Origin of the sequence: Stenotrophomonas sp. ZAC14A_NAIMI4_1 (assembly GCF_003086915.1) — a bacterium.
GTDB lineage: Bacteria > Pseudomonadota > Gammaproteobacteria > Xanthomonadales > Xanthomonadaceae > Stenotrophomonas.
In genome coordinates, this window is record NZ_CP026002.1 from 2,519,806 (window position 1) to 2,539,972 (window position 20,167).

The following is a 20,167-nucleotide window of genomic DNA, read 5'->3' on the forward strand; positions in this document are numbered from 1 at the left end:
GGCTCGGCTCTTATCTCTTCCGAGTCTGGCACCTTAGGTGCCGAGAGCCCGGCGCGGACGACCGTTCGGCTCTAGGTCTTTTCGATCGCTCTGTAGCAAGGATCTCCGCGCCGGTTTCTCCCTGATCCGCCCGAACAGTTGATCGAGCTGGCACTCGTACTGATAAGACTGGGCAAGCGGGGGGAGCTCTCGACCCTGTCAGCCTAGCGGAGTTGCCTCATGTTTGGGATCGGAATCGACGTCAGCGGTGAGAATCTGGATGTAGCCGTCCATGAACAGGCCTTCCGTCAGTTCAAGAACAACAAGCGGGGCTGGGCCAGTCTGATCAGGTGGCTGCAGCAGTGGCCAGCCAAGCAGGTCGTGCTGGAGGCCAGCGGCGGCTATGAACAGAAGGCGCTGGACGCCTTGCACGGAGCTGGCTTGCCGATGGTGCGGATCAACCCAGGCCGTGGCCGCAGCTTCGCCTCAGCCACCGGGAAGCAGGCCAAGACCGATCGCATTGACGCCATGGTTTTGGCTCACATGGCCGACGCTCTCAAGCTGACCCGCTACGTCCCGCCAGCGGCCTGGCAGCGCCGTCTGGGTGAGCTCTGCCAGCGTCGGCGCCATCTGGTGCAGATGCGGGTGAGCGAGCATCAGCGCATGCGCGCGTTCAGCGAACCCAGCCTGATTTCCATGCTGAATCAGCATCTGCGCGAGATCCAGAGGAGCATCAAGCAGCTCGATTCCATCATCGCAGCGCTCTTGGCCGAGCAGGATGGATGGCGTGATTTTGCCAAGCTCAAAGGCGCTGGCCCGGTGCTGATGGCAACCCTGGCCTGCGAGCTGCCGGAGCTGGGAAGGCTCAGTGGGAAAGCCATCTCGGCGTTGGTAGGGGTTGCCCCCATGAGCCGCGAAAGCGGCACCTGGAAAGGACGACGGAGTATCACCGGTGGCCGTGCCGTTGTACGCGAAGCGCTCTACATGGCAGCGCTGACCGCCAAACGCTATGAGCCCCGGCTCAAGGAATTCTTTGAATCCCTCGTCAACCAAGGCAAGCCAGGCAAGGTGGCCCTGGTCGCGGTGATGCGCAAGATGCTGGTGATCCTCAACGCCCGCAAGCGGGACGCGGAGGCCCAGATGGCCTCCGCCTAACAAGACAGTTGCTACAGGAGCCCGCTGCACCTCCGGTAGCGCCATCACGGAACACTTCTTGCACGCACCCCGGCAACCCCAGCCGCAGTGCCCGTGATGTCCGAGAACGAAGACGCAGGCGAAAAGACCGAACAGCCAACAGAAAAGCGCCTGCGTGAAGCCCGCGAACAGGGCAACATCCCGCGCTCGAAGGAGCTGGCGACCGTGGCCGTGTTCGGTGCCGGCATCATCGCCATCATGGCCAGCGCCGCCTCGCTGGGGGCCGGCGGCCGTGCCTGGATGCGTGCCGCGCTCAGCCCCGAACCGGCCCTGTGGCAGAACCCGCAGCTGCTGTTCGGCCACTTCGGCATGCTGTTCCTGCGCCTGATGATGGCCTGCTGGCCGCTGCTGCTGGTCTGCCTGCTGGCCAGCTTCCTGGCGCCGGTGGCGATGGGCGGCCTGCGCTGGTCGAACAAGTCGCTGGTCCCCGACGCGAACCGGCTCAACCCGCTGTCCGGGCTGAAGCGCATGTGGGGTGCCGAAGCCCTGGCCGAACTCACCAAGTCACTGCTGCGCATGGGCTTCGTCGGCGCCTCGGCCATGCTGGTCTTCGCCGCCAGCTTCGACAGCCTGCGCGGCCTGCTGAACCAGCCGCTGGAGTCGGCCATCGGCCACGGCCTGGGCTTCACCCTGAAGCTGCTGCTGGCCGCGGCCGGGGCCATGCTGGTGCTGGCCGCCATCGATGCCCCGTACCAGCGCTGGAACTGGATGCGCAAGCTGAAGATGACCCGTGAAGAGCTGCGCCGGGAAATGAAGGAAAGCGAGGGCAGCCCCGAGGTGAAGGGCCGCATCCGCCACATGCAGCAGCAGCTGGCCAACCGCCGGATGATGGAAGCGGTGCCCACCGCCGACGTGGTGGTGGTCAACCCCACCCACTACGCGGTGGCCCTGAAATACGAGGGCGGCAGCATGGGCGCCCCCACCGTGGTCGCCCTGGGCGTGGATGAAACCGCCCTGCGCATCCGTGAAGTGGCCGACGGCAACAAGGTCGCCATTGTCTCAGCCCCGCCTTTGGCACGCGCCTTGTATCGGGAGGGGCAACTCGGAAAGGAAATTCCCGTGAGACTGTATTCCGCCGTCGCCCAGGTGCTGTCCTACGTCTACCAGCTGCGCAGCTGGCGGACCGGCCCGATGCCGTCCGCCCCGCATGTGGATGTGGATGAATTCGGCAAGGGAGGCCGCCCGTGAGCGCACAGGCATCCAGCTTCAACACCCGCCGCGCCCTGGAGATGATCCGCCAGGGTCTTGGCGCGCCGCTGATCGTGCTGGCCCTGCTGGCCATGGTCGTGGTGCCGCTGGCCGCACCGGTACTCGATGCACTGTTCACCTTCAACATCGCCATCTCGCTGATGGTGCTGCTGGCGGTGGTCTACGTGAAGCGCCCACTGGATTTCACCATCTTCCCGATCGTGCTGCTGGTCACCACCATGCTGCGGCTGGCGCTGAACGTGGCCTCCACCCGCGTCATCCTGCTCAATGGCCAGAATGGCCACGACGCGGCCGGCAAGGTCATCGCCGCCTTCGGTGAATTCGTCATCGGCGGCAACTACGCCGTGGGCATCGTGGTCTTCGCCATCCTGACCATCATCAACTTCGTGGTCATCACCAAGGGCGCCGGGCGCGTCTCCGAAGTGACCGCGCGCTTCATCCTTGACGCCATGCCCGGCAAGCAGATGGCCATCGACGCCGATCTGAACGCCGGTTTGCTGACGCGTGAAGAAGCCAAGGCCCGCCGTGAGGAGGTCCGCGAGGAAGCCGACTTCTACGGTGCGATGGACGGTGCCAGCAAGTTCATCCGCGGCGACGCCATCGCCGGCATCCTGATCCTGTTCATCAACATGCTGGGCGGCCTGGCCGTGGGCGTGCTGCAGCATGGCATGCCGTTCGGCGATGCCGCCGCCACCTACACCCTGCTGTCCATCGGTGACGGCCTGGTGGCGCAGCTGCCGGCCCTGCTGATTTCCAGCGCCGTGGCAATGCTGGTCACCCGCGCCTCGCGCTCGCAGGACATGGCCCAGGCCATGACCGGCCAGGTGTTCGGCCAGTACCGCGCACTGGCGATCACCGCCGGTATCCTCGGCCTGGTCGGCCTGGTCCCCGGCATGCCCAACGTCGCTTTCCTGACGCTGGCCGCGATCCTCGGCTTCATCGCCTGGAAGCTGTACCGCAAGAGCCAGGCACCGGCCGCCGAAGATGCCGCCGGGTCCGGCGATGCCGCCGCGCTGGCCGCCCTGGGCCGCCAGCCCAGCCCCGCGCCCACGGCCGAACTGAGCTGGGACGAGCTGCGCCCGGTCGATCCGCTGGGCCTGGAAGTGGGCTACCGGCTGATCCCACTGGTGGACGCCAACCAGGGCGGCGAGCTGATGGCGCGCATCAAGGGCGTGCGCCGCAAGCTGACCCAGGACGTGGGCTTCCTGATCCCCTCCGTGCATATCCGCGACAACCTGGAACTGCCGGCCAACGGCTACCGCGTGCTGGTGCATGGCGTGCCGGTGGCCACCGCCGACATCCACCCCGACCGCGAACTGGCGCTGGACCCCGGCAGTGCGCTGGGCCCGCTGGAAGGCATCGCCGGCAAGGACCCCGCATTCGGCCTGGATGCCACCTGGATCCAGCCGCACCAGCGCGCCCAGGCCGAGACCATGGGCTACACCGTGGTCGACCCGGCCACCGTGGTCGCCACGCACCTGTCCCACCTGATCCGCGAACACGCGCCGGAACTGCTGGGCCACGAGGAAGTGCAGCACCTGCTGGCCAACCTCGGCAAGAGCGCGCCCAAGCTCGTCGAAGATCTGACGCCCAAGGCGCTGCCGCTGTCGGCGGTGGTGCGCGTGCTGCAGAACCTGCTGGTCGAGCGCATTCCGATCCGCCAGCTGCGCAAGATCGCCGAGGCACTGGTCGAGCACGCCCCCATCAGCCAGGACCCGGCCACGCTGACCGCTGCCGTGCGTACCGCGCTGGGCCGCTTCATCGTGCAGGAGATCGCCGGAATGTCGGCGGAGCTGCCGGTGTTCACCCTCAACCCGCAATTGGAACGTGTCTTGCAGGAGTCCACGCAGGGCAACGGCGCCGCGCTGGAACCCGGACTTGCAGAGCGACTGCACCAGAGCCTGGCCGAATGTGTCAGCAAGCAGGAAGCGCGAAACGAGCCGGCAGTAGTGCTGGTACCGGGCCCGGTGCGCGCCGCGCTGGCCCGCCTGGTCCGCCACAGCGTTCCGTCGCTGTCGGTCCTGGCCTACAGCGAGGTGCCGGAAGACAAGCGCCTGAAGCTGGTCGGAACGATCAGCTGACGCCCGCCTTCCAAGCGCCAGAAAACAGACACCACTTTCAAACCGCACCACACGACAGATTCCAAGGGGAACCCGAACCGTGCAGACCACCGACCACCCGCGTTCCTCGACCGCCACTCCGCCGACTTCGTCCCGTGACCACAGCATGAAAATCAAACGATTCGTCGCCGCCGACATGCGCTCGGCCATGAACCTGGTGCGCAAGGAACATGGCCCCGACGCCGTGATCCTGTCCAACCGCCGGATCGAGGAAGGCATCGAGATCGTCGCCGCCGCCCACTACGACGAGAGTGCCGTGCAGCGTGCGCTGGAAGCCTCGCGCCGCGAGATCGCACCGCCGCCGCCGCCGAAGCCGCGCAGCGCCGCCGATGCCGTGATCGCCGCCGTGACCCGCCGCCGCAGCGCGACCCCGGCCGCCGAGCCGGTGGCCGCCACCACCTCGGCGGTCGCCGCCCTGGCCCGCGCCGCCGTCGGTGCCACCGGCCGCACCCTGGACAGCGCCGACGAGATCGTGCCGACCCGTGGCAGCACCGGCTTCGCCTCCACCCTGGCCCGCGCCAGCGTCAACGAATCGGCACTGCCGGAACAGATCTTCGCCCCGTATGCCGACGCCATCGTCGCGCCGCCGGCCAGTACCGCAGCGGTTGCCGCCGCGCCGATCAACCGCGCCCGCTTCCTGATCGATCCGCCGCTGGAGGATGACAGCGCCACCCTGCTGCCGCCGCCGCTGCCGGCCCCTGCGGTCGCCGCTGCCCCGGTGGAAGCGCCGGTGGAGATGGCCCCGGCCGTTGCCACCGCTGCCATCGTGGAAGCCCCGGCCGCCGCAGCGCCCGCCAACGACGCAGCGCCGCTTGCCGAAGCCGCGCCGGCACCGGCACCGGCCCCGCAGCTGGCCCCGGCCCCGGCCCTGACCATGGTGGCCGCCGATGACGGCGAGATCCGCCAGCTGCGCCAGGAAGTGGCCGGCATGCGCCAGGTCATCGAGCGTGAGATGAACCGCTTCACCGACGAGCGCCTGCGTGGCAGTGCGGTGCGCGCCACCGCGCTGGACCTGATGGACGAATACGGCTTCGATGCCGGCCTCGCCCGCGACGTGGCCATGCAGATCCCGCTGGAGACCGAGGCCCACCGCGGCCGCGGCCTGATGCTGGGGCTGATCTCGCGCAAGCTGCCGATCGCCCCGGTCGACCCGCTGGAAGAAGGCGGCGTGATCGCCCTGGTCGGCCCGACCGGCGCCGGCAAGACCACCACCATCGCCAAGCTGGCCTCGCGCTTCGCCGAGAAGCACGCCCCGCGCGACGTGGCCCTGGTGACCACCGACACCCTGCGCGTCGGCGCCCGCGAGCAGCTGTACGGCTACGGCCGCCAGCTCGGCATCGCGGTGCACGAAGCCAACAGCGGCACCGACCTGGACCAGCTGCTGGAGCGCCTGCAGGACTACAAGCTGGTGCTGATCGACACCGCCGGCCTGGGCCCGCGTGACCGCGCCCTTGCCGCCCAGCTGCAGTGGCTGCGGGCCGCCCGCCAGGTGCGCACCCTGCTGGTGCTGCCGGCCAATACCAGCTTCGGCGACATGGACGAGGTCGTCCGCCGCTTCGGCGCGGCCAACCTGCAGGGCCTGGTGCTGAGCAAGCTGGACGAGACCGGCCGCTTCGGCAACGCCCTGTCGGTGGCCGTCGACCATGCCCTGCCGATCACCTGGGTGACCGATGGCCAGGACGTCCCGGAGGACCTGCACCGGGCCAGTGCAGCCAATCTCGTACTTCGCCTTGAAGATTTGCGCCGAGCGGCCGATATGCCCTGCAACCCGGAGTTGAACCATGCCGTCGCGTGAGTACGCCAAGCTGACCAATACCTTCCCGCTGTCGGCCACCCGCAGCGAGCCGCTTGGCCCTGTCCGCACCATCGCGGTGACCGGCGGCAAGGGCGGCGTGGGCAAGACCAACGTGTCGGCCAACCTGGCCGTGGCGCTGGCCGGCATGGGCAAACGCACCCTGCTGCTGGACGCCGACCTCGGCCTGGCCAACATCGACGTCATCCTCGGCCTGAACCCCAAATTCACCCTGGCCGACCTGGTGGCCGGCCGCTGCAGCCTGGAAGACGTGATCATCGAGGGCCCCAACGGCGTGCTGGTGGTACCGGCCGCGTCGGGCCGCCGGCACATGGCCGAACTGGCCCCGGCCGAGCATGTCGGCCTGGTCAACGTGTTCTCCGAGCTGGAACGCGAGCTGGACATCATGGTGGTGGACACCGCCGCCGGCATCAACGACGGCGTGCTGACCTTCTGCCAGGCCGCGCAGGACACCGTGGTGGTGGTCTGCGATGAGCCGGCCTCGATCACCGATGCCTACGCGCTCATCAAGGTGCTGTCGCGCGAACGTGGCGTGGACCGCATCCAGGTCGTAGCCAACATGGTGCGTGACCCCAACGAGGGCCGCGTGCTGTACGAAAAGCTGACCCGCGTCTGCGAGAAGTTCCTCGCCGATGTCTCGCTGAACTACCTCGGCTGCGTGCCGCAGGATGACTGGCTGCGCCTGTCGGTGCAGCGCCAGCAGCCGGTGGTCAAGGCCTACCCGTCCAGCCCGGCCGCGCTGGCGATCACCGAGATCGCCCGCCGTACCGCCCGCTGGCAGGCGCCGACCGAACCGCGTGGTGGCGTCGAATTCTTCCTCGAACGCATCCTCAAGCAGCGTGGGGTGACCGTATGAAAGGCGCAGCCCAGTACAAGGAAGTCCAGCGCTCGAGCGCGACCGACGTCATCGCCCAGCACTCGGACCTGGTGCGGCGCATCGCCCACCACCTGGCGGCCCGCCTGCCGGCCAGCGTCGAGGTGGACGACCTGATCCAGGCCGGCATGATGGGCCTGATCGAAGCCTCGCGAAGCTACGACGCCGACCAGGGCGCCTCGTTCGAGACCTACGCCTCGATCCGCATCCGTGGCTCGATGATCGACGAGATCCGCCGTGGCGACTGGGTGCCGCGTTCGGTGCACCGCCGTGCCCGCGACGCTGCCGCCACCATCCGCCGGCTGGAACAGAGCAGCGGCCGTGCCGCCAGCGCCACCGAAGTGGCGGCGGCGATGGACATGCCCCTGCCCGAGTATCTGCGCCTGATGGAAGACGCCTCGCGCGGCCAGGTGCTGAGCCTGGAGTCACGCATCGAGGACCAGGGCGAGCTGGATACGGTCGCCCAGGGTGGCCCGACCCCGCAGCAGGTGCTGGAGCGTGGCGAGTTCGGCCGCGAGCTGGGCAAGGCCATCGGCCACCTGCCCGAGCGCGAACAGCTGGTGCTCTCGCTGTACTACGAGCAGGAGCTGAACCTGAAGGAGATCGGCGCGGTGCTCGGCGTGAGCGAATCGCGGGTCTGCCAGATCCACGGCCAGGCCGTGCTGCGCCTGCGCGGCCGGCTCAAGGTGTTCGAGGCGGTCGACGCCGGCCTCGAGCAATGAACATGCGCGAGGCGGCTGCCCCCGGCCGCCCGCAGTGAACAACAAAGGAACTCTGCTTTGAACAAGAACATGCGCATCCTGATCGTCGACGACTTCTCGACCATGCGTCGCATCGTCAAGAACCTGCTGGGCGATCTGGGCTTCACCAACACCGCCGAAGCCGAGGACGGGCATGCCGCGCTGTCGATGCTGCAGAGCCAGCCGTTCGATTTCGTGGTCACCGACTGGAACATGCCGGTGATGACCGGCATCGAGCTGCTGAAGGCGATCCGTGCCGATGCCAAGCTGAAGACCCTGCCGGTGCTGATGGTCACCGCCGAAGCCAAGCGCGAGCAGATCATCGAAGCGGCGCAGAGCGGCGTCAACGGCTACATCATCAAGCCGTTCACCGCGCAGACCCTGGAAGAGAAGCTGGGCAAGATCTTCGAACGCCTGGCGGCGAGCGCCTGATGGACGCACAGGTCGACAGAAGCGCCCTTGCCCTGCGCCTGCAGGAAGCCTTGGATGCATTGGAATCCGGTGACGAGGCCGCCTGGCGCCAGCGCATCGACAGCCTGGTGGCCGCGCGCACCCAGCCGATGATGAGCGGCCTTTCGCGGCTGGCCCGCGAACTCGGCCAGGCCCTGGGCGAACTGCCGACCGTGCCCGACGAGGCCGGCGAGCTGGACGATGCCTGCGCCCGCCTGGACCACGTGGTGGCGATGACCGAACAGGCCACCCACCGCACCCTGGACCTGGCCGAAGAATGCCGCGCCCTGACCGAACAGCTGCGTGCCGATGGCCTGCAGCCGGGCCAGGATGCGCAGCTGGAACGCATCCGCCACAACCTGACCGAGATCGCCCTGACCCAGAGCTACCAGGACCTGACCGGGCAGATCATCCGTCGCGTGGTCGGCATCGTCCGCCGCGTGCACGAAGGCTTTGGCGCGCTCGGCCTGCCGCCGGAACAGCATCGCACCGACCCGGAACTGGCCGGGCCGGCACTGAAGGGACTGGACCGCCACGCGGTCTCGCAGAACGACGCCGACGACCTGCTGTCGGACCTGGGGCTGTAAGCATGAGCGCTGTTGCCGACGACATCACTGCCGATTTCATCATCGAGGCCCAGGAAATCCTGGATCGCCTGGGCGAACAGCTGGTGTCGCTGGAACAGGCACCGCAGGACAACGACCAGCTCAACGCGGTCTTCCGCGGCTACCACACGCTGAAGGGTGGCGCCGGCTTCCTCGGCATCACCGCCATGGTCGAGCTGTGCCATGCCGCCGAAGAAGCGCTGGGCGCGGCGCGTGCCGGCCAGGCCGTGCTGCAGGCCCATCACTTCGATGCCGCCCAGCAGTCGCTGGATTACCTGCAGTCGATGCTCGATGCGGTGTCCTCCGGCACTGAACCCGGCTACGCCCCGCCGGAACTGATCGCCCAGTTCGACGTGCATGGTGGCGGCACCGCAGCGCCGAGTGCTGCTGCCGCCACCCCGGCCGCTGCCGGCAGCGACCTGATCACCGACGATGAGTTCGAGGCCCTGCTCGACCAGCTGCATGGCGGCAGCGCACCGACCGCCGTCGCGCCGCCGAAGAAGGCCGATGATGGCCTGATCAGCGAAGACGAGTTCGAAGCCCTGCTCGACCAGCTGCATGGTGGCGCCGTCCCGGGCGCCAAGCCCGTGGCCGCCGCACCGGTGGCCGCCCCGCCGGCCCCGGCACTGGCCCCGCGCGCGGCCGCCAAGCCGGCCGCGAACAAGCCGGTGGCCGAAGCCGAACACACGGTGCGCGTGGACACCAAGCGCCTGGATGCGATCGTCAACCTGATCGGCGAACTGGTGCTGTCACGGAACCGGCTGAAGACCCTGCGCACCCGCCTGCGCGACGAAGAGCTGGATCGCGCGGTGTCGACGCTGGACATCGCCACCGCCCGCCTGCAGTCGGCGGTCATGCGCACCCGCATGCAGCCGGTCGGCAAGGTGTTCTCGCGCTTCCCGAAGGTGGCCCGCGACGTCGCCCGCTCGCTGCAGAAGGAAGTGGACCTGGAGTTGATCGGCGCCGAGACCGAGCTGGACCGCAACCTGGTCGAAGCGCTGGCCGACCCGCTGGTGCACCTGGTGCGCAACGCCATCGACCACGGCGTGGAAATGCCGGACCTGCGCGAAGCGCAGGGCAAGCCGCGGATGGGCCACGTGCGCCTGTCAGCGCAGCAGGAAGGCGACTACGTCAGCATCGAAGTGCAGGACGACGGCGCCGGCATCGACCCGGAAAAGCTGCGCGCCAAGGCCCGCGAGAAGGGCCTGATCGACCCGGAAGCCGCCGCCCGCCTCAGCAGCGAGGAGTGCCTGCACCTGGTGTTCCTGCCCGGCTTCTCGACCAAGCAGCAGGTCACCGATATTTCCGGCCGCGGCGTGGGCATGGACGTGGTGCAGTCGCGCATCCGCGAGCTGAGCGGCCAGATCCAGATCCAGTCGGAACTGGGCCGTGGCAGCCGCTTCCTGATCCGCGTGCCGCTCACCCTGGCCATCCTGCCGACGCTGCTGGTGCAGGCCGGCGAAGACGTCTATGCGCTGCCGCTGGCGCGCGTGATGGAAGTGCTGCACGCCCCGCGCACCTCGCTGGGCTGGTTCGATGGCCGCGCCGTGCTGGACCGCCGCTCGCACACCCTGCCGCTGGTCGATCTGCGCCAGTGGCTGGATGTGACGCCTGCAGCGTCCCCCCTGCTGACCATCGTGGTGCTGCAGGCTGGTGAAGCGCGCTTCGGCCTGGTCGTGGACCAGGTGCGCGGCCGCGAGGAAGTGGTCATCAAGCCGCTGCCCAAGGCGCTGCGCGGCCTGCGCGGCTACGCCGGTGCAACCTTGATCGGCGATGGTCGCATGGCCCTGATCCTGGACGTGGACGGCCTGCGCTGAACCCCCGCCGGGCATAGCCCGGCGACCCGAAAACTGTGACTACCGTCTGTACACGATCTACCGGTGTCTCAAGTCCCATTCACACAAGCCGATACCGGACCCATGGATAGACTCAGCCTCATTGGACTCTTTCTCGCCCTGGCCTCGCTGGTCGGCGGCAGCATCCTGAAGGGCGCCGGCCTGGCTTCGCTGTGGTCGCCTGCCGCCTTCGTGATCGTCATCGTCGGCACCGTGGCATCGATCCTGCTGCACACCGCCCCGGCGGTGTTCAAGCACGCCTTCAAGATCGTGCGCTGGGTCGTGCGTCCGCCGCACAGCGACCGCCACGAACTGATCAAGCAGATCGTCGAGTGGAGCAACATCGCCCGCCGCCAGGGCCTGCTGGGCCTGGAATCGCAGGTGGAAGCGCAGCGCGACCCGTTCCTGCGCAAGGGCCTGCAGCTGCTGGTCGATGGCGTGGAGCCCGAATCGATCCGGCACATGCTGGAAATCGAACTGAGCAGCCAGGAACACCAGGACCAAGCCGGCGCCAAGGTCTTCGAGGCCATGGGCATCTACGCCCCCACCCTGGGCATCATCGGTGCCGTGCTGGGCCTGATCGCGGTGATGAAGAACCTGGCCGACCCCAGCAAGCTGGGCCACGGCATCGCCGCCGCGTTCACCGCCACCATCTACGGCATCGCCTCGGCCAACCTGCTGTTCCTGCCCATCGCGGCCAAGCTGAAGGGCGTGATCGCGCACAACACCCGCGACCGCGAAATGGTCATCGAAGGCCTGATCTCGATCGCCCAGGGCGAAAACCCGCGCAACATCGAAACCAACCTCACCGGCTTCCTGCACTGACATGGCCCGCCGCAAGCACCACGAAGAGCACGCCAACCACGAGGCATGGGCCATTCCCTATGCCGACCTGATGACGTTGCTGCTCGCCTTCTTCGTGGTCATGTATGCCATTTCCTCGGTCAACGAGGGCAAGTACCGGATCATGGCCGACGCCCTGACCGACGCCTTCGGTGGCGCACCGCGCACCATCAACCCGGTGCAGGTGGGCAACAAGCAGGTGCAGGGCGGCGGCTGGGACAGCCCCTCGGTCATCAAGTCGGGCACCCGGATCGGCCCGTCCGCACCGGCGCCCACCCACGACCCCACCCTGCTGCCGGCAATGGCCTCGCAGATGCGCATGCCGGTGTCGGTACACAACCAGGACCAGATCGCCCGCGCCGAGCGCCAGCTCAGCAGCATCGCCGACCGCCTGACCGCCGCGCTGTCGCCGCTGATCGACCGCGGCATGATCAGCGTGCGCCGCACCGAGCTGTGGATCGAAGTGGAGATCAACAGCGACATCCTGTTCCCGACCGGATCGGCCGCGCTGGACGTGCATGCGCGGAAGACCCTGGCCAGCCTGGCCGACGTGCTGCGCGACGTCCCCAACAGCGTGCGCGTGGAAGGCCACACCGACAACGTACCGATCGCCACCGCCACCTTCCCCTCCAACTGGGAACTGTCGGCCGGCCGCGCCGCCAGCGTGGTGCACCTGTTCGCCGACCAGGGCGTGCAGCCCTCGCGGCTGGCCATGGTCGGCTACGGCCAGTTCCGTCCGCGCGAAGAGAACGACACCGCGCAGGGCCGCAACCGCAACCGGCGGGTGATGGTCATCATCCTGGCCGACACCAGCCACGCGGTCGACCCGCTGGGCGAACGCCTGAACGCCGCCGCCGGTGGCAGCGCAGCCACCGACACGGCCGCCGCTGCACCGCGCAGCACCCCCGTTTCCCCCAACGCACCGGTGCAGTTGCCGCCGGTGCCGGCTGGCAGCCGCGTCGGCGCCGCCGTTCCCCCGGCAATGAAGGAGTAACCCGATGCGCATCTGGGCAGTCGCCAACCAGAAGGGTGGAGTCGGCAAGACCACCACCACCCTCGCCCTCGGTCGCGGCCTGGCCGCACAGGGCCACCGCGTGCTGTTGATCGACCTGGATCCGCACGCCTCGCTTACCCGCGCCTTCGGCGTGCCGGTGGAACCGGCGCCGGCCGGCGTGCTGGAACTGTTCGGCGCACCGCCGGCCGAGCTGTCCGCACTGAGCCACCCCAGCAGCATCGGCGGCCTGGACTACGTGTGCGCGCAGGCTTCGCTGGCCACGCTGGAGCGGCGCAGCGCCAACCAGCCCGGGCTGGGCCTGGCCCTGCAGAACGCACTTGCCCGCCACCAGGGCCAGCATGACTACATCCTGCTGGACTGCGCGCCTACCCTGGGCCTGCTGATGATCAACGCACTGGCTGCGGCCGACCGCCTGATCATCCCCACCCAGGCCGAGCCGCTGGCGCTGCACGGACTGGACGGCATGGTGCGCACCGGCGAGATGGTCGAGCGCTCGCGCCGCCGTCCGCTGCCGATCTCGATCCTGCCGACCCTGTTCGACCGCCGCACCCGCGCCGGCAACGAATCGCTGCGCACCATGCAGGACAACCATGGCGCCCGCGTGTGGGAAGACGCGATCCCGATCGACACCCGCATCAGCAACGCCGCCGGCCTGACCCTGCCCAGCGTGGGCGAGGACTACCCGGGCCGCGGCCTGGCCGCCTATCGCCGCGCCCTGAACTGGATCCTCGGCGAAGACGCGCGCGCATTGGAGCAGGCGGCATGAACACCCCCGGCGTGCTGGACGACTACCTGGACGAGCTGCTGGGCGAAGCCATCGCCCTGGCTGCACCGCCCCCCCCGGTCGCCGCCGCGCCCGAGCGCGAGCCGACGTGGGACGACCTGCCGGCCGAGGTGATCTACGAAACCGGCGACACCAGCGTTGACCCCTCCGTGGACACCCTCCCGGGTAGCGCCGGGCCGTGCCCGGCGAGCGCAGCGGCACCCGAACGCGAACCCACCTGGGACGACCTGCCGGCCGAAGTCGTCTACGAAACCGGCGACACCACCGTTGCCGCATCCGTGGACGATGCCTCGCTCGAAGCCGCATTCGAAGCAGCGGCCGTTGCTGTCGCCGCGCCCGAACGCGAACCCACCTGGGACGACCTGCCGGCCGAAGTCATCTACGAAACGGGCGATGCCACCGGTAGCGCCGGGCCAGGCCCGGCGAGCGCAGCGGTCCCCGACCCCGCCACCGACTCGGCAGCCCCCAAGCCCACCTGGGACGACCTGCCCGACGAAGTCATCTACGAAACCGACGGCGCCGACAGCCATCGCCTGGCGCACACCGACAGCCCTGCCCTGCAGGCCGCCTTCGAAGCGGCGGCCGTAGGCGAGGCGGTACCGGCGGCGGCGGCGGCCGTGGCCGCACCGATCGCGCCGGTTGTGCCGCGCCCTGCGCCCGCCCCGGCCGCACGGGCGGCGGTCGCACCACCCCCGCGCATCGCCCTCGACGCGCCGCCAGGCAGCCGCCCCGGCAGCTGGCAGGAACTGCAGGCGCAGGCCCACCAGCCGCCGCACGGCGCGAACCCGCACAACCGCCGCGCCGCCGAGCGCACCTCGCGCTGGCTGCGGCTGCGCTGTGGCACCCAGGCCTATGCGCTGGAACTGCTGAAGGTGCAGGAAGTGGTCCTGCCCGTGCCGCTGCTGCCGCTGCGCGGCACCGCCCCGGCCATGCTCGGCATCATGAACCTGCGTGGCCAGGTGGTGCCGGTGATGGACCTGGGCATCCACCTGGGCGCGGTCACCGCCGAAGACGACGCGCAGACGCGCATCGTGGTGCTGGAAGAGAACGGCGAGACCCTGGGCCTGCGTGTATCGGCGGTCGAAGACGTGGCCAACCTCACCGATTCGCAGATCGAGCCTCCCGATACCGCGCGCATCTGCCAGATCTCCAACGAGCTGTTCCGCGGCGTGGCCCGCATCAGCCAGCGGCCGATGATCCTGCTCGACGCGACCCGGCTGTTGGGTTGAGTGCGTCGATTCAATCCTAAAGAACCCCTGCCGGGTGCCGTTATGGATCTCGGAACCGTTTGTCCGGAGCAACGATGAGCACTGTCGAACTGGGTGACGATCTCGGCATCGAGAACAGCACCGAGCTCAAGAACCGCCTTTCGCCCCTCGTGGCGGAAGCAGGCGAACTGACCCTGGACGCAAGCCAGGTCGGTCGCATCCACACGGCAAGCGTGCAGGTGCTGTGTGCGTTCGTGCAGGCACGCCGCGAGGCGGGCCTGGGCACCGGCTTCCACGGTTGCACTGCAACCTTCCGTGACGCCGCCCGCCTGTTGGGCGTCACCCAGGCCCTGGGCCTGGACGTACCCCATGACAACCTGAAATCTGTGGAGAACGCTGCATGAGCGCACGTATCTTGGTGGTGGACGATTCGGCGTCGATGCGCCAGATGGTTTCCTTCGCCCTCACCTCGGCCGGTTTTGCCGTCGAAGAAGCCGAAGACGGCGCGGTCGCGCTCGGTCGCGCCAAGGGCCAGCGTTTCAACGCGGTGGTCACCGACGTCAACATGCCGAACATGGATGGCATCAGCCTGATCCGTGAACTGCGCCAGCTGCCGGACTACAAGTTCACCCCGATGCTGATGCTGACCACCGAGTCGGCTGCGGACAAGAAGTCCGAAGGCAAGGCCGCCGGTGCCACCGGCTGGCTGGTCAAGCCGTTCAACCCCGAACAGCTGGTCGCCACCGTGCAGAAGGTGCTGGGCTGATCGCCCCGCACCCCTGAACCGCCCCTTCCCCACGTTTCCGGATTGCCTCTGCCATGAGCATGGACCTGCAACGCTTCCACGCCACCTTCTTCGAGGAGAGCCGCGAAGGCCTCGACGCGATGGAGGCCGGCCTGCTGGCCCTGGAATCGGGACAACAGGACGCGGAGATCATCAATTCGGTGTTCCGCGCCGCCCACTCCATCAAGGGGGGCGCCGGCACCTTCGGCTTCGATGCGATCGCCGGCCTGACCCACGTGCTGGAAACGCTGCTCGATGAGCTGCGGGCCGGCAAGCGCGCGCTGGAACCTGTGGCCGTCGACGCCATGCTGTCCTCGGTGGACGTGCTGCGCGCCCTGCTGCGCGAAGCCGAACATGGCCAGGCCGCCGATCCGGCCGCCGTTGCTGCGGTGAAGGCGCGCCTGGAAGCAGTGCTGTCCGGCCAGGCCGCCGCCAGCGCCCCGGTTGCCGCCGAAGCCAAGGTAGACGACACGCCAGAAGCCTGGCAGATCGGCTTCACCCCTGCGCCGTCGCTGTTCATGAGCGGCAACGATCCGCTGCGCATCATCCGCGAACTGGAACACCTCGGTTCGCTGCAGGTGGCCGCGCGCATGGAGCGCCTGCCCGGCTTTGCCCAGCTCGACCCGCTCGAGGCCCACCTGGCGTGGGACCTGGGCCTGGTCGGAAAGGTGCCGCGCAGCAAGATCGAAGATACGTTTGCCTGGGTGCTGGATGACTGCGAACTGGACATCCGTCCGGCCGCGCCGCCGAGCCTCGCTACCCAGGCCCCTGCTGCACCCGTTGTTGCCCCTTCCACCCCCGCTGCACCGGTGGCCGCCGCCACCTCCGCCACGCCGGCCGCCAATGGCGGTGGCGCCCAGGAAGCCGAAACCTCGATCCGCGTCAGCGTGGACAAGGTGGACGCCCTCATCAACCTGGTCGGCGAACTGGTCATCACCCAGGCCATGCTCAAGCAGGTCTCGCACGCACTGGACCCGGTGCATGCCGAAAGCCTGTTCGCCGGCCTGGACCAGCTTGAACGCAACACCCGCGACCTGCAGGAAGCGGTGATCGGCGTGCGCATGCTGCCGGTCGATGCGGTGTTCCGCCGCTTTCCGCGCCTGGTCCGCGACCTTTCCACCCGCCTCGGCAAGCAGGTTCGCCTGCGCACCGTCGGCGAAGGCACCGAACTGGACAAGGGCCTGATCGAGAAGATCGCCGATCCGCTGGTCCACCTGGTCCGCAACTCCATCGACCACGGCCTGGAAATGCCGGACGTGCGTCGTGGCGCGGGCAAGGACGAGACCGGCACTATCACCCTGGCGGCCTCGCACCAGGGCGGCCACATCGTCATCGAAGTCAGCGACGATGGTCGCGGCCTGGACCGTACCAAGATCCTGGCCAAGGCCCACGAGCGCGGCCTGGCCGTGCCGGACAACCCGACCGATTCGCAGGTCTGGGACCTGATCTTCCAGCCTGGCTTCTCCACTGCCGATGCCGTGACCGATCTGTCCGGCCGGGGCGTGGGCATGGACGTGGTCCGCCGCAACATCCAGGCACTGGGCGGCGAGGTGCAGATCGAGAGCAGCCTGGGCAGTGGTACGCGCACGCTGATCCGCCTGCCGCTGACCCTGGCCATCCTCGACGGCATGACCGTGGCGGTGGCCGGCGAAACCCTGATCCTGCCGCTGGCCTACGTGCTCGAAGCCCTGCAGCCGCAGGCCGAGGACATCCGCAGCATGGCCGGCGAAGGCCGCGTGCTGCGCGTGCGCGGCGAGTACCTGCCGATCCTCTCGCTCAGCGAGTACTACGGCTATGGTGCCCGCAGCGCCAACAGCGAATCGCTGGTGGTGGTGGTCGAGGGCGATGGCCAGAAGATCGCCCTGGAAGTGGACGAACTGGTCGGCCAGCAGCAGGTGGTGGTGAAGAACATCGAGAACAACTACCGCCGCATCGGCGGGGTGTCCGGTGCCACCATCCTTGGCGACGGCCGCGTCGCCCTGATCGTCGACATCGGTGGCCTGGTGCGCTCGCTGCGCGTGCCGCAGGCCGCCTGACCTTCCGCACCGCGCTGTACTTCGGACCGCCGCCCCCAGGGGCGGCGGTTTTTGTTTGGGGTCAGATCCCTTTGCGCCGCAAAGGGCTCTGACCCCACCCCCGCATCCCTCAATGTGATCTCCGTCGCGCAGGCAGTTTCCCGTGCAACCACCCCGTCAAATGGAAGCGCCCGCCCTGCAAGGCTTTCGCGCGATTTCACCCTACGCACACGAATGTGACATCCATCCATAAAGTCCGTGCAGGCTACGCCGCTATCTGGCTTTGACGGCAATCACCGAACCCCCACCGGCACGACCGTTTCCCTCTGCCCACCTGGAGCACCCTGCATGAAGTGGTTCCACGATCTGCCCATCGCCCGCAAGCTGGCCGTGGGGTTCACCCTGACAACGCTGATGACCCTGGTCCTGGGGCTGTTCGCCCTGGTCCGCCTCAGCGAAGCCAACACCCAGCTGGGCAGCATGGCCAGCAACGATATTCCCTCGGTGCAGCACCTGGGCGAAGTGCGTTCGCAGCTCGGCGAATTCCGCACCTACGAGATGGCCCTGCTGACCATGCTGGACCAGCCGGAAAAGGTGGCCGATTACTACAAGCGCATGGATGACAGCGCTGCCATCGTGCACAAGGAGCTGGCCGCCTATGCCGCCCTGCCGACCGGCGAGAAGGAACGCGCGCTGTACCAGCCGGTGAAGACCGGCGTGGACGCCTACTTCGCCGCCAACGCCAAGCTGCGCGAAGCCGCCAACGCCGGCGACGGCGTGCTGGCCCAGCAGGTATCCGACGAACAGTCCCGTCCCGCACGGCGCAAGGCCTTCGAGGAACTGAAGGCACTGAGCGCCTTCCTCGGCACGCAGATGCAGGGCAAGATCGACGCTGCCAATGCCACCCACCGCAACAGCATCATCGCCGTCGTCAGCTGCATCGTGCTGCTGTCGCTGGTCGCCGCTGCGCTGGCCGTGGTCATTTCGCGCGCGGTCACCGTTCCGCTCGGCAAAGCACTGACCGCCATCCAGGCCGTCGCCCGCGGCGACCTGAGCGTCAGCACCCAGGCCACCAGCAAGGACGAAGCCGGTCGCATGCTGACCGCCACCAGCGACATGACCACCATGCTGCGCCGCTTCTCCGAGCAGACCCAGCTGATGGCGCAGATGCATGCCGGCCCGGACATCAGCCATCGCATCCCCGAGGATTTCCCCGGCGTGTACGGCCAGCTGGCCGGCGGCATCAACACCGTCATCTTCGAACACCTCGATTCAATCCGCGCTGCCATCGACGTACTGAACCAGTACGCCGCCGGCAACCTGACCCAGGATGCACAGCGCCTGCCGGGCACCCGTGCCTTCCTGCACGAGGCGATGGATGCCGCCAAGGCCAGCCTGCTGGCCATCAACACGCAGATCCAGCACCTGGCCAGCGCTGCTGCCGCCGGTGACTTCAGCCAGCGCGGCGACGCCGATCGCTTCGACCATGACTTCAAGGTGATGATCGAACAGCTGAACTCGATGATGCAGGTGGCCGATGGCAACCTGGGCCAGCTCTCGCAGCTGCTGCAGGCCATTGCCGAAGGCGACCTGACCGCGCGCATGGACGGCCAGTTCCACGGTGTCTTCGCCCGCATGCGCGACGATGCCAACACCACCGTCGCCCAGCTGACCCAGATCGTCGGCCAGATCCAGGCCAGCGCCGGCAGCATCACCCTGGCCGCCGGCGAGATCGCCTCGGGCAACAGCGACCTGTCGCGCCGCACCGAACAGCAGGCCGCCAACCTGGAAGAAACCGCCGCTTCGATGGAGGAACTGACCTCCACCGTGAAGCAGAACGCCGAACATGCAAGCCAGGCCAACCAGCTGGCCATCGGCGCGCACGGCGTCGCCTCGCAGGGTGGCGCTGTGGTCGGCCAGGTGGTCACCACCATGTCGGCCATCGAAGCCTCGTCGAAGAAGATCGCCGAGATCATCAGCGTCATCGATGGCATCGCCTTCCAGACCAACATCCTGGCGCTGAATGCCGCCGTGGAAGCGGCGCGCGCCGGTGAACAGGGCCGCGGTTTCGCCGTGGTCGCCAGCGAGGTGCGCACCCTCGCCCAGCGTTCGGCGGCTGCCGCGAAGGAAATCAAGGGCCTGATCGACGATTCGGTCGGCAAGGTCGCCGAAGGCTCCAGCCTGGTGCATCAGGCCGGCAGCACGATGGGCGAGATCGTCGCCTCGGTGCAGCGCGTCACCGACATCATGGCCGAAATCTCCGCCGCCTCGCAGGAGCAGTCGGCCGGTATCGAGCAGGTCAACCAGACCGTCGTGCAGATGGACGAAACCACCCAGCAGAACGCCGCGCTGGTGGAAGAAGCCACCGCCGCCGCGCGTGCCATGGAAGACCAGGCCGCGCAGCTGGGCGAGGCCGTGGCCCGCTTCCGCCTGGCCACCCCGGGCCTGAGCCTCGCCGCGCCGCGCACGGTCGCTGCACTGGCTGCCGCACGCAAGCCGGCTCCGGTGGCCAGCCCGGCCCCGTCGCGGGTTCGCAAGCCGGTGGCGCAGCCGGCACTGGCCGGTGACGGTGACTGGCAGGAGTTCTGAGCCAGGGCCACGCTTGATGTAGGTCCACGCCGTGCGTGGATGGGTTCATCCAACGAACCCATCCACGCATGACGCATTTATTTATTTTCCCTTCAGCTTCACGCCATCGC

General features: G+C 68.4%; 17 protein-coding genes. All 17 read left to right on the top strand.

The window, feature by feature from the left end:
- The first annotated feature begins 219 nt into the window (after positions 1–219).
- The gene (locus tag C1926_RS11455; RefSeq protein ID WP_108758280.1) at positions 220–1,134 is read left to right on the top strand and encodes a transposase; all 915 of its coding nucleotides are present in this window, start codon (positions 220–222) and stop codon (positions 1,132–1,134) included.
- A 96-nt stretch (positions 1,135–1,230) separates the two neighbouring features.
- Complete coding sequence (gene flhB, locus C1926_RS11460) at positions 1,231–2,361, top strand: flagellar biosynthesis protein FlhB (RefSeq protein WP_079221810.1); 1,131 nt, start codon at positions 1,231–1,233, stop codon at positions 2,359–2,361.
- Positions 2,362–2,402: 41 nt separating this feature from the next.
- Complete coding sequence (gene flhA, locus C1926_RS11465) at positions 2,403–4,463, top strand: flagellar biosynthesis protein FlhA (protein WP_174214126.1); 2,061 nt, start codon at positions 2,403–2,405, stop codon at positions 4,461–4,463.
- Between the two features lie 145 nt (positions 4,464–4,608).
- Positions 4,609–6,297, top strand: coding sequence for a flagellar biosynthesis protein FlhF (flhF, locus tag C1926_RS11470; RefSeq protein WP_108759273.1), 1,689 nt, complete (start codon positions 4,609–4,611; stop codon positions 6,295–6,297).
- Complete coding sequence (locus C1926_RS11475; RefSeq protein ID WP_079221807.1) at positions 6,284–7,171, top strand: MinD/ParA family protein; 888 nt, start codon at positions 6,284–6,286, stop codon at positions 7,169–7,171. Before flhF ends, C1926_RS11475 begins: the two co-directional genes overlap by 14 nt.
- On the top strand, positions 7,168–7,911 hold the full coding sequence (locus tag C1926_RS11480; protein WP_079221806.1) for an RNA polymerase sigma factor FliA: 744 nt from the start codon (positions 7,168–7,170) through the stop codon (positions 7,909–7,911). Before C1926_RS11475 ends, C1926_RS11480 begins: the two co-directional genes overlap by 4 nt.
- Positions 7,912–7,968: 57 nt before the next feature.
- On the top strand, positions 7,969–8,361 hold the full coding sequence (gene cheY / locus C1926_RS11485) for a chemotaxis response regulator CheY (RefSeq protein ID WP_053520063.1): 393 nt from the start codon (positions 7,969–7,971) through the stop codon (positions 8,359–8,361).
- The gene (locus C1926_RS11490) at positions 8,361–8,966 is read left to right on the top strand and encodes a protein phosphatase CheZ (protein ID WP_079221805.1); all 606 of its coding nucleotides are present in this window, start codon (positions 8,361–8,363) and stop codon (positions 8,964–8,966) included. The genes cheY and C1926_RS11490 overlap by 1 nt, the downstream gene beginning before the upstream one ends.
- Before the next feature lie 2 nt (positions 8,967–8,968).
- Entirely contained in the window at positions 8,969–10,801 is a 1,833-nt protein-coding gene (locus C1926_RS11495) for a chemotaxis protein CheA (RefSeq protein WP_108759274.1), read from the top strand.
- Between the two features lie 102 nt (positions 10,802–10,903).
- Positions 10,904–11,644 (top strand): flagellar motor protein, encoded by a 741-nt coding sequence (locus C1926_RS11500; RefSeq protein ID WP_079221803.1) that lies wholly within the window; start codon positions 10,904–10,906, stop codon positions 11,642–11,644.
- A 1-nt stretch (position 11,645) separates the two neighbouring features.
- Positions 11,646–12,656 carry a flagellar motor protein MotD gene (gene motD, locus C1926_RS11505; protein WP_108759275.1) on the top strand — a complete coding sequence of 337 codons (1,011 nt, stop codon included), beginning with the start codon at positions 11,646–11,648 and terminating at the stop codon, positions 12,654–12,656.
- A gap of 4 nt (positions 12,657–12,660) precedes the next feature.
- Positions 12,661–13,443: a ParA family protein gene (locus C1926_RS11510; protein ID WP_108759276.1), complete on the top strand. Its 783-nt coding sequence runs from the start codon at positions 12,661–12,663 to the stop codon at positions 13,441–13,443.
- The gene (locus C1926_RS11515) at positions 13,440–14,690 is read left to right on the top strand and encodes a chemotaxis protein CheW (protein ID WP_108759277.1); all 1,251 of its coding nucleotides are present in this window, start codon (positions 13,440–13,442) and stop codon (positions 14,688–14,690) included. Before C1926_RS11510 ends, C1926_RS11515 begins: the two co-directional genes overlap by 4 nt.
- Positions 14,691–14,764: 74 nt before the next feature.
- Positions 14,765–15,073: an STAS domain-containing protein gene (locus C1926_RS11520; protein ID WP_079221799.1), complete on the top strand. Its 309-nt coding sequence runs from the start codon at positions 14,765–14,767 to the stop codon at positions 15,071–15,073.
- Positions 15,070–15,435, top strand: a complete 366-nt coding sequence (locus tag C1926_RS11525; RefSeq protein WP_070207889.1) for a response regulator — start codon at positions 15,070–15,072, stop codon at positions 15,433–15,435. The genes C1926_RS11520 and C1926_RS11525 overlap by 4 nt, the downstream gene beginning before the upstream one ends.
- A gap of 53 nt (positions 15,436–15,488) precedes the next feature.
- Positions 15,489–17,489 (top strand): chemotaxis protein CheA, encoded by a 2,001-nt coding sequence (locus tag C1926_RS11530; protein ID WP_108759278.1) that lies wholly within the window; start codon positions 15,489–15,491, stop codon positions 17,487–17,489.
- 327 nt (positions 17,490–17,816) lie between these two features.
- On the top strand, positions 17,817–20,057 hold the full coding sequence (locus C1926_RS11535; protein WP_108759279.1) for a methyl-accepting chemotaxis protein: 2,241 nt from the start codon (positions 17,817–17,819) through the stop codon (positions 20,055–20,057).
- Positions 20,058–20,167 lie beyond the last annotated feature (110 nt).

What these genes read in the sequence shown, in the direction of transcription:
- C1926_RS11455 (WP_108758280.1), top strand. Translation starts at nt 220, where the DNA reads ATGTTTGGGATCGGAATCGACGTCAGCGGTGAGAATCTGGATGTAGCC.
- flhB (WP_079221810.1), top strand. Translation starts at nt 1,231, where the DNA reads ATGTCCGAGAACGAAGACGCAGGCGAAAAGACCGAACAGCCAACAGAA.
- flhA (WP_174214126.1), top strand. Translation starts at nt 2,403, where the DNA reads ATGATCCGCCAGGGTCTTGGCGCGCCGCTGATCGTGCTGGCCCTGCTG.
- flhF (WP_108759273.1), top strand. Translation starts at nt 4,609, where the DNA reads ATGAAAATCAAACGATTCGTCGCCGCCGACATGCGCTCGGCCATGAAC.
- C1926_RS11475 (WP_079221807.1), top strand. Translation starts at nt 6,284, where the DNA reads ATGCCGTCGCGTGAGTACGCCAAGCTGACCAATACCTTCCCGCTGTCG.
- C1926_RS11480 (WP_079221806.1), top strand. Translation starts at nt 7,168, where the DNA reads ATGAAAGGCGCAGCCCAGTACAAGGAAGTCCAGCGCTCGAGCGCGACC.
- C1926_RS11490 (WP_079221805.1), top strand. Translation starts at nt 8,361, where the DNA reads ATGGACGCACAGGTCGACAGAAGCGCCCTTGCCCTGCGCCTGCAGGAA.
- C1926_RS11495 (WP_108759274.1), top strand. Translation starts at nt 8,969, where the DNA reads ATGAGCGCTGTTGCCGACGACATCACTGCCGATTTCATCATCGAGGCC.
- C1926_RS11500 (WP_079221803.1), top strand. Translation starts at nt 10,904, where the DNA reads ATGGATAGACTCAGCCTCATTGGACTCTTTCTCGCCCTGGCCTCGCTG.
- motD (WP_108759275.1), top strand. Translation starts at nt 11,646, where the DNA reads ATGGCCCGCCGCAAGCACCACGAAGAGCACGCCAACCACGAGGCATGG.
- C1926_RS11510 (WP_108759276.1), top strand. Translation starts at nt 12,661, where the DNA reads ATGCGCATCTGGGCAGTCGCCAACCAGAAGGGTGGAGTCGGCAAGACC.
- C1926_RS11515 (WP_108759277.1), top strand. Translation starts at nt 13,440, where the DNA reads ATGAACACCCCCGGCGTGCTGGACGACTACCTGGACGAGCTGCTGGGC.
- C1926_RS11520 (WP_079221799.1), top strand. Translation starts at nt 14,765, where the DNA reads ATGAGCACTGTCGAACTGGGTGACGATCTCGGCATCGAGAACAGCACC.
- C1926_RS11525 (WP_070207889.1), top strand. Translation starts at nt 15,070, where the DNA reads ATGAGCGCACGTATCTTGGTGGTGGACGATTCGGCGTCGATGCGCCAG.
- C1926_RS11530 (WP_108759278.1), top strand. Translation starts at nt 15,489, where the DNA reads ATGAGCATGGACCTGCAACGCTTCCACGCCACCTTCTTCGAGGAGAGC.
- C1926_RS11535 (WP_108759279.1), top strand. Translation starts at nt 17,817, where the DNA reads ATGAAGTGGTTCCACGATCTGCCCATCGCCCGCAAGCTGGCCGTGGGG.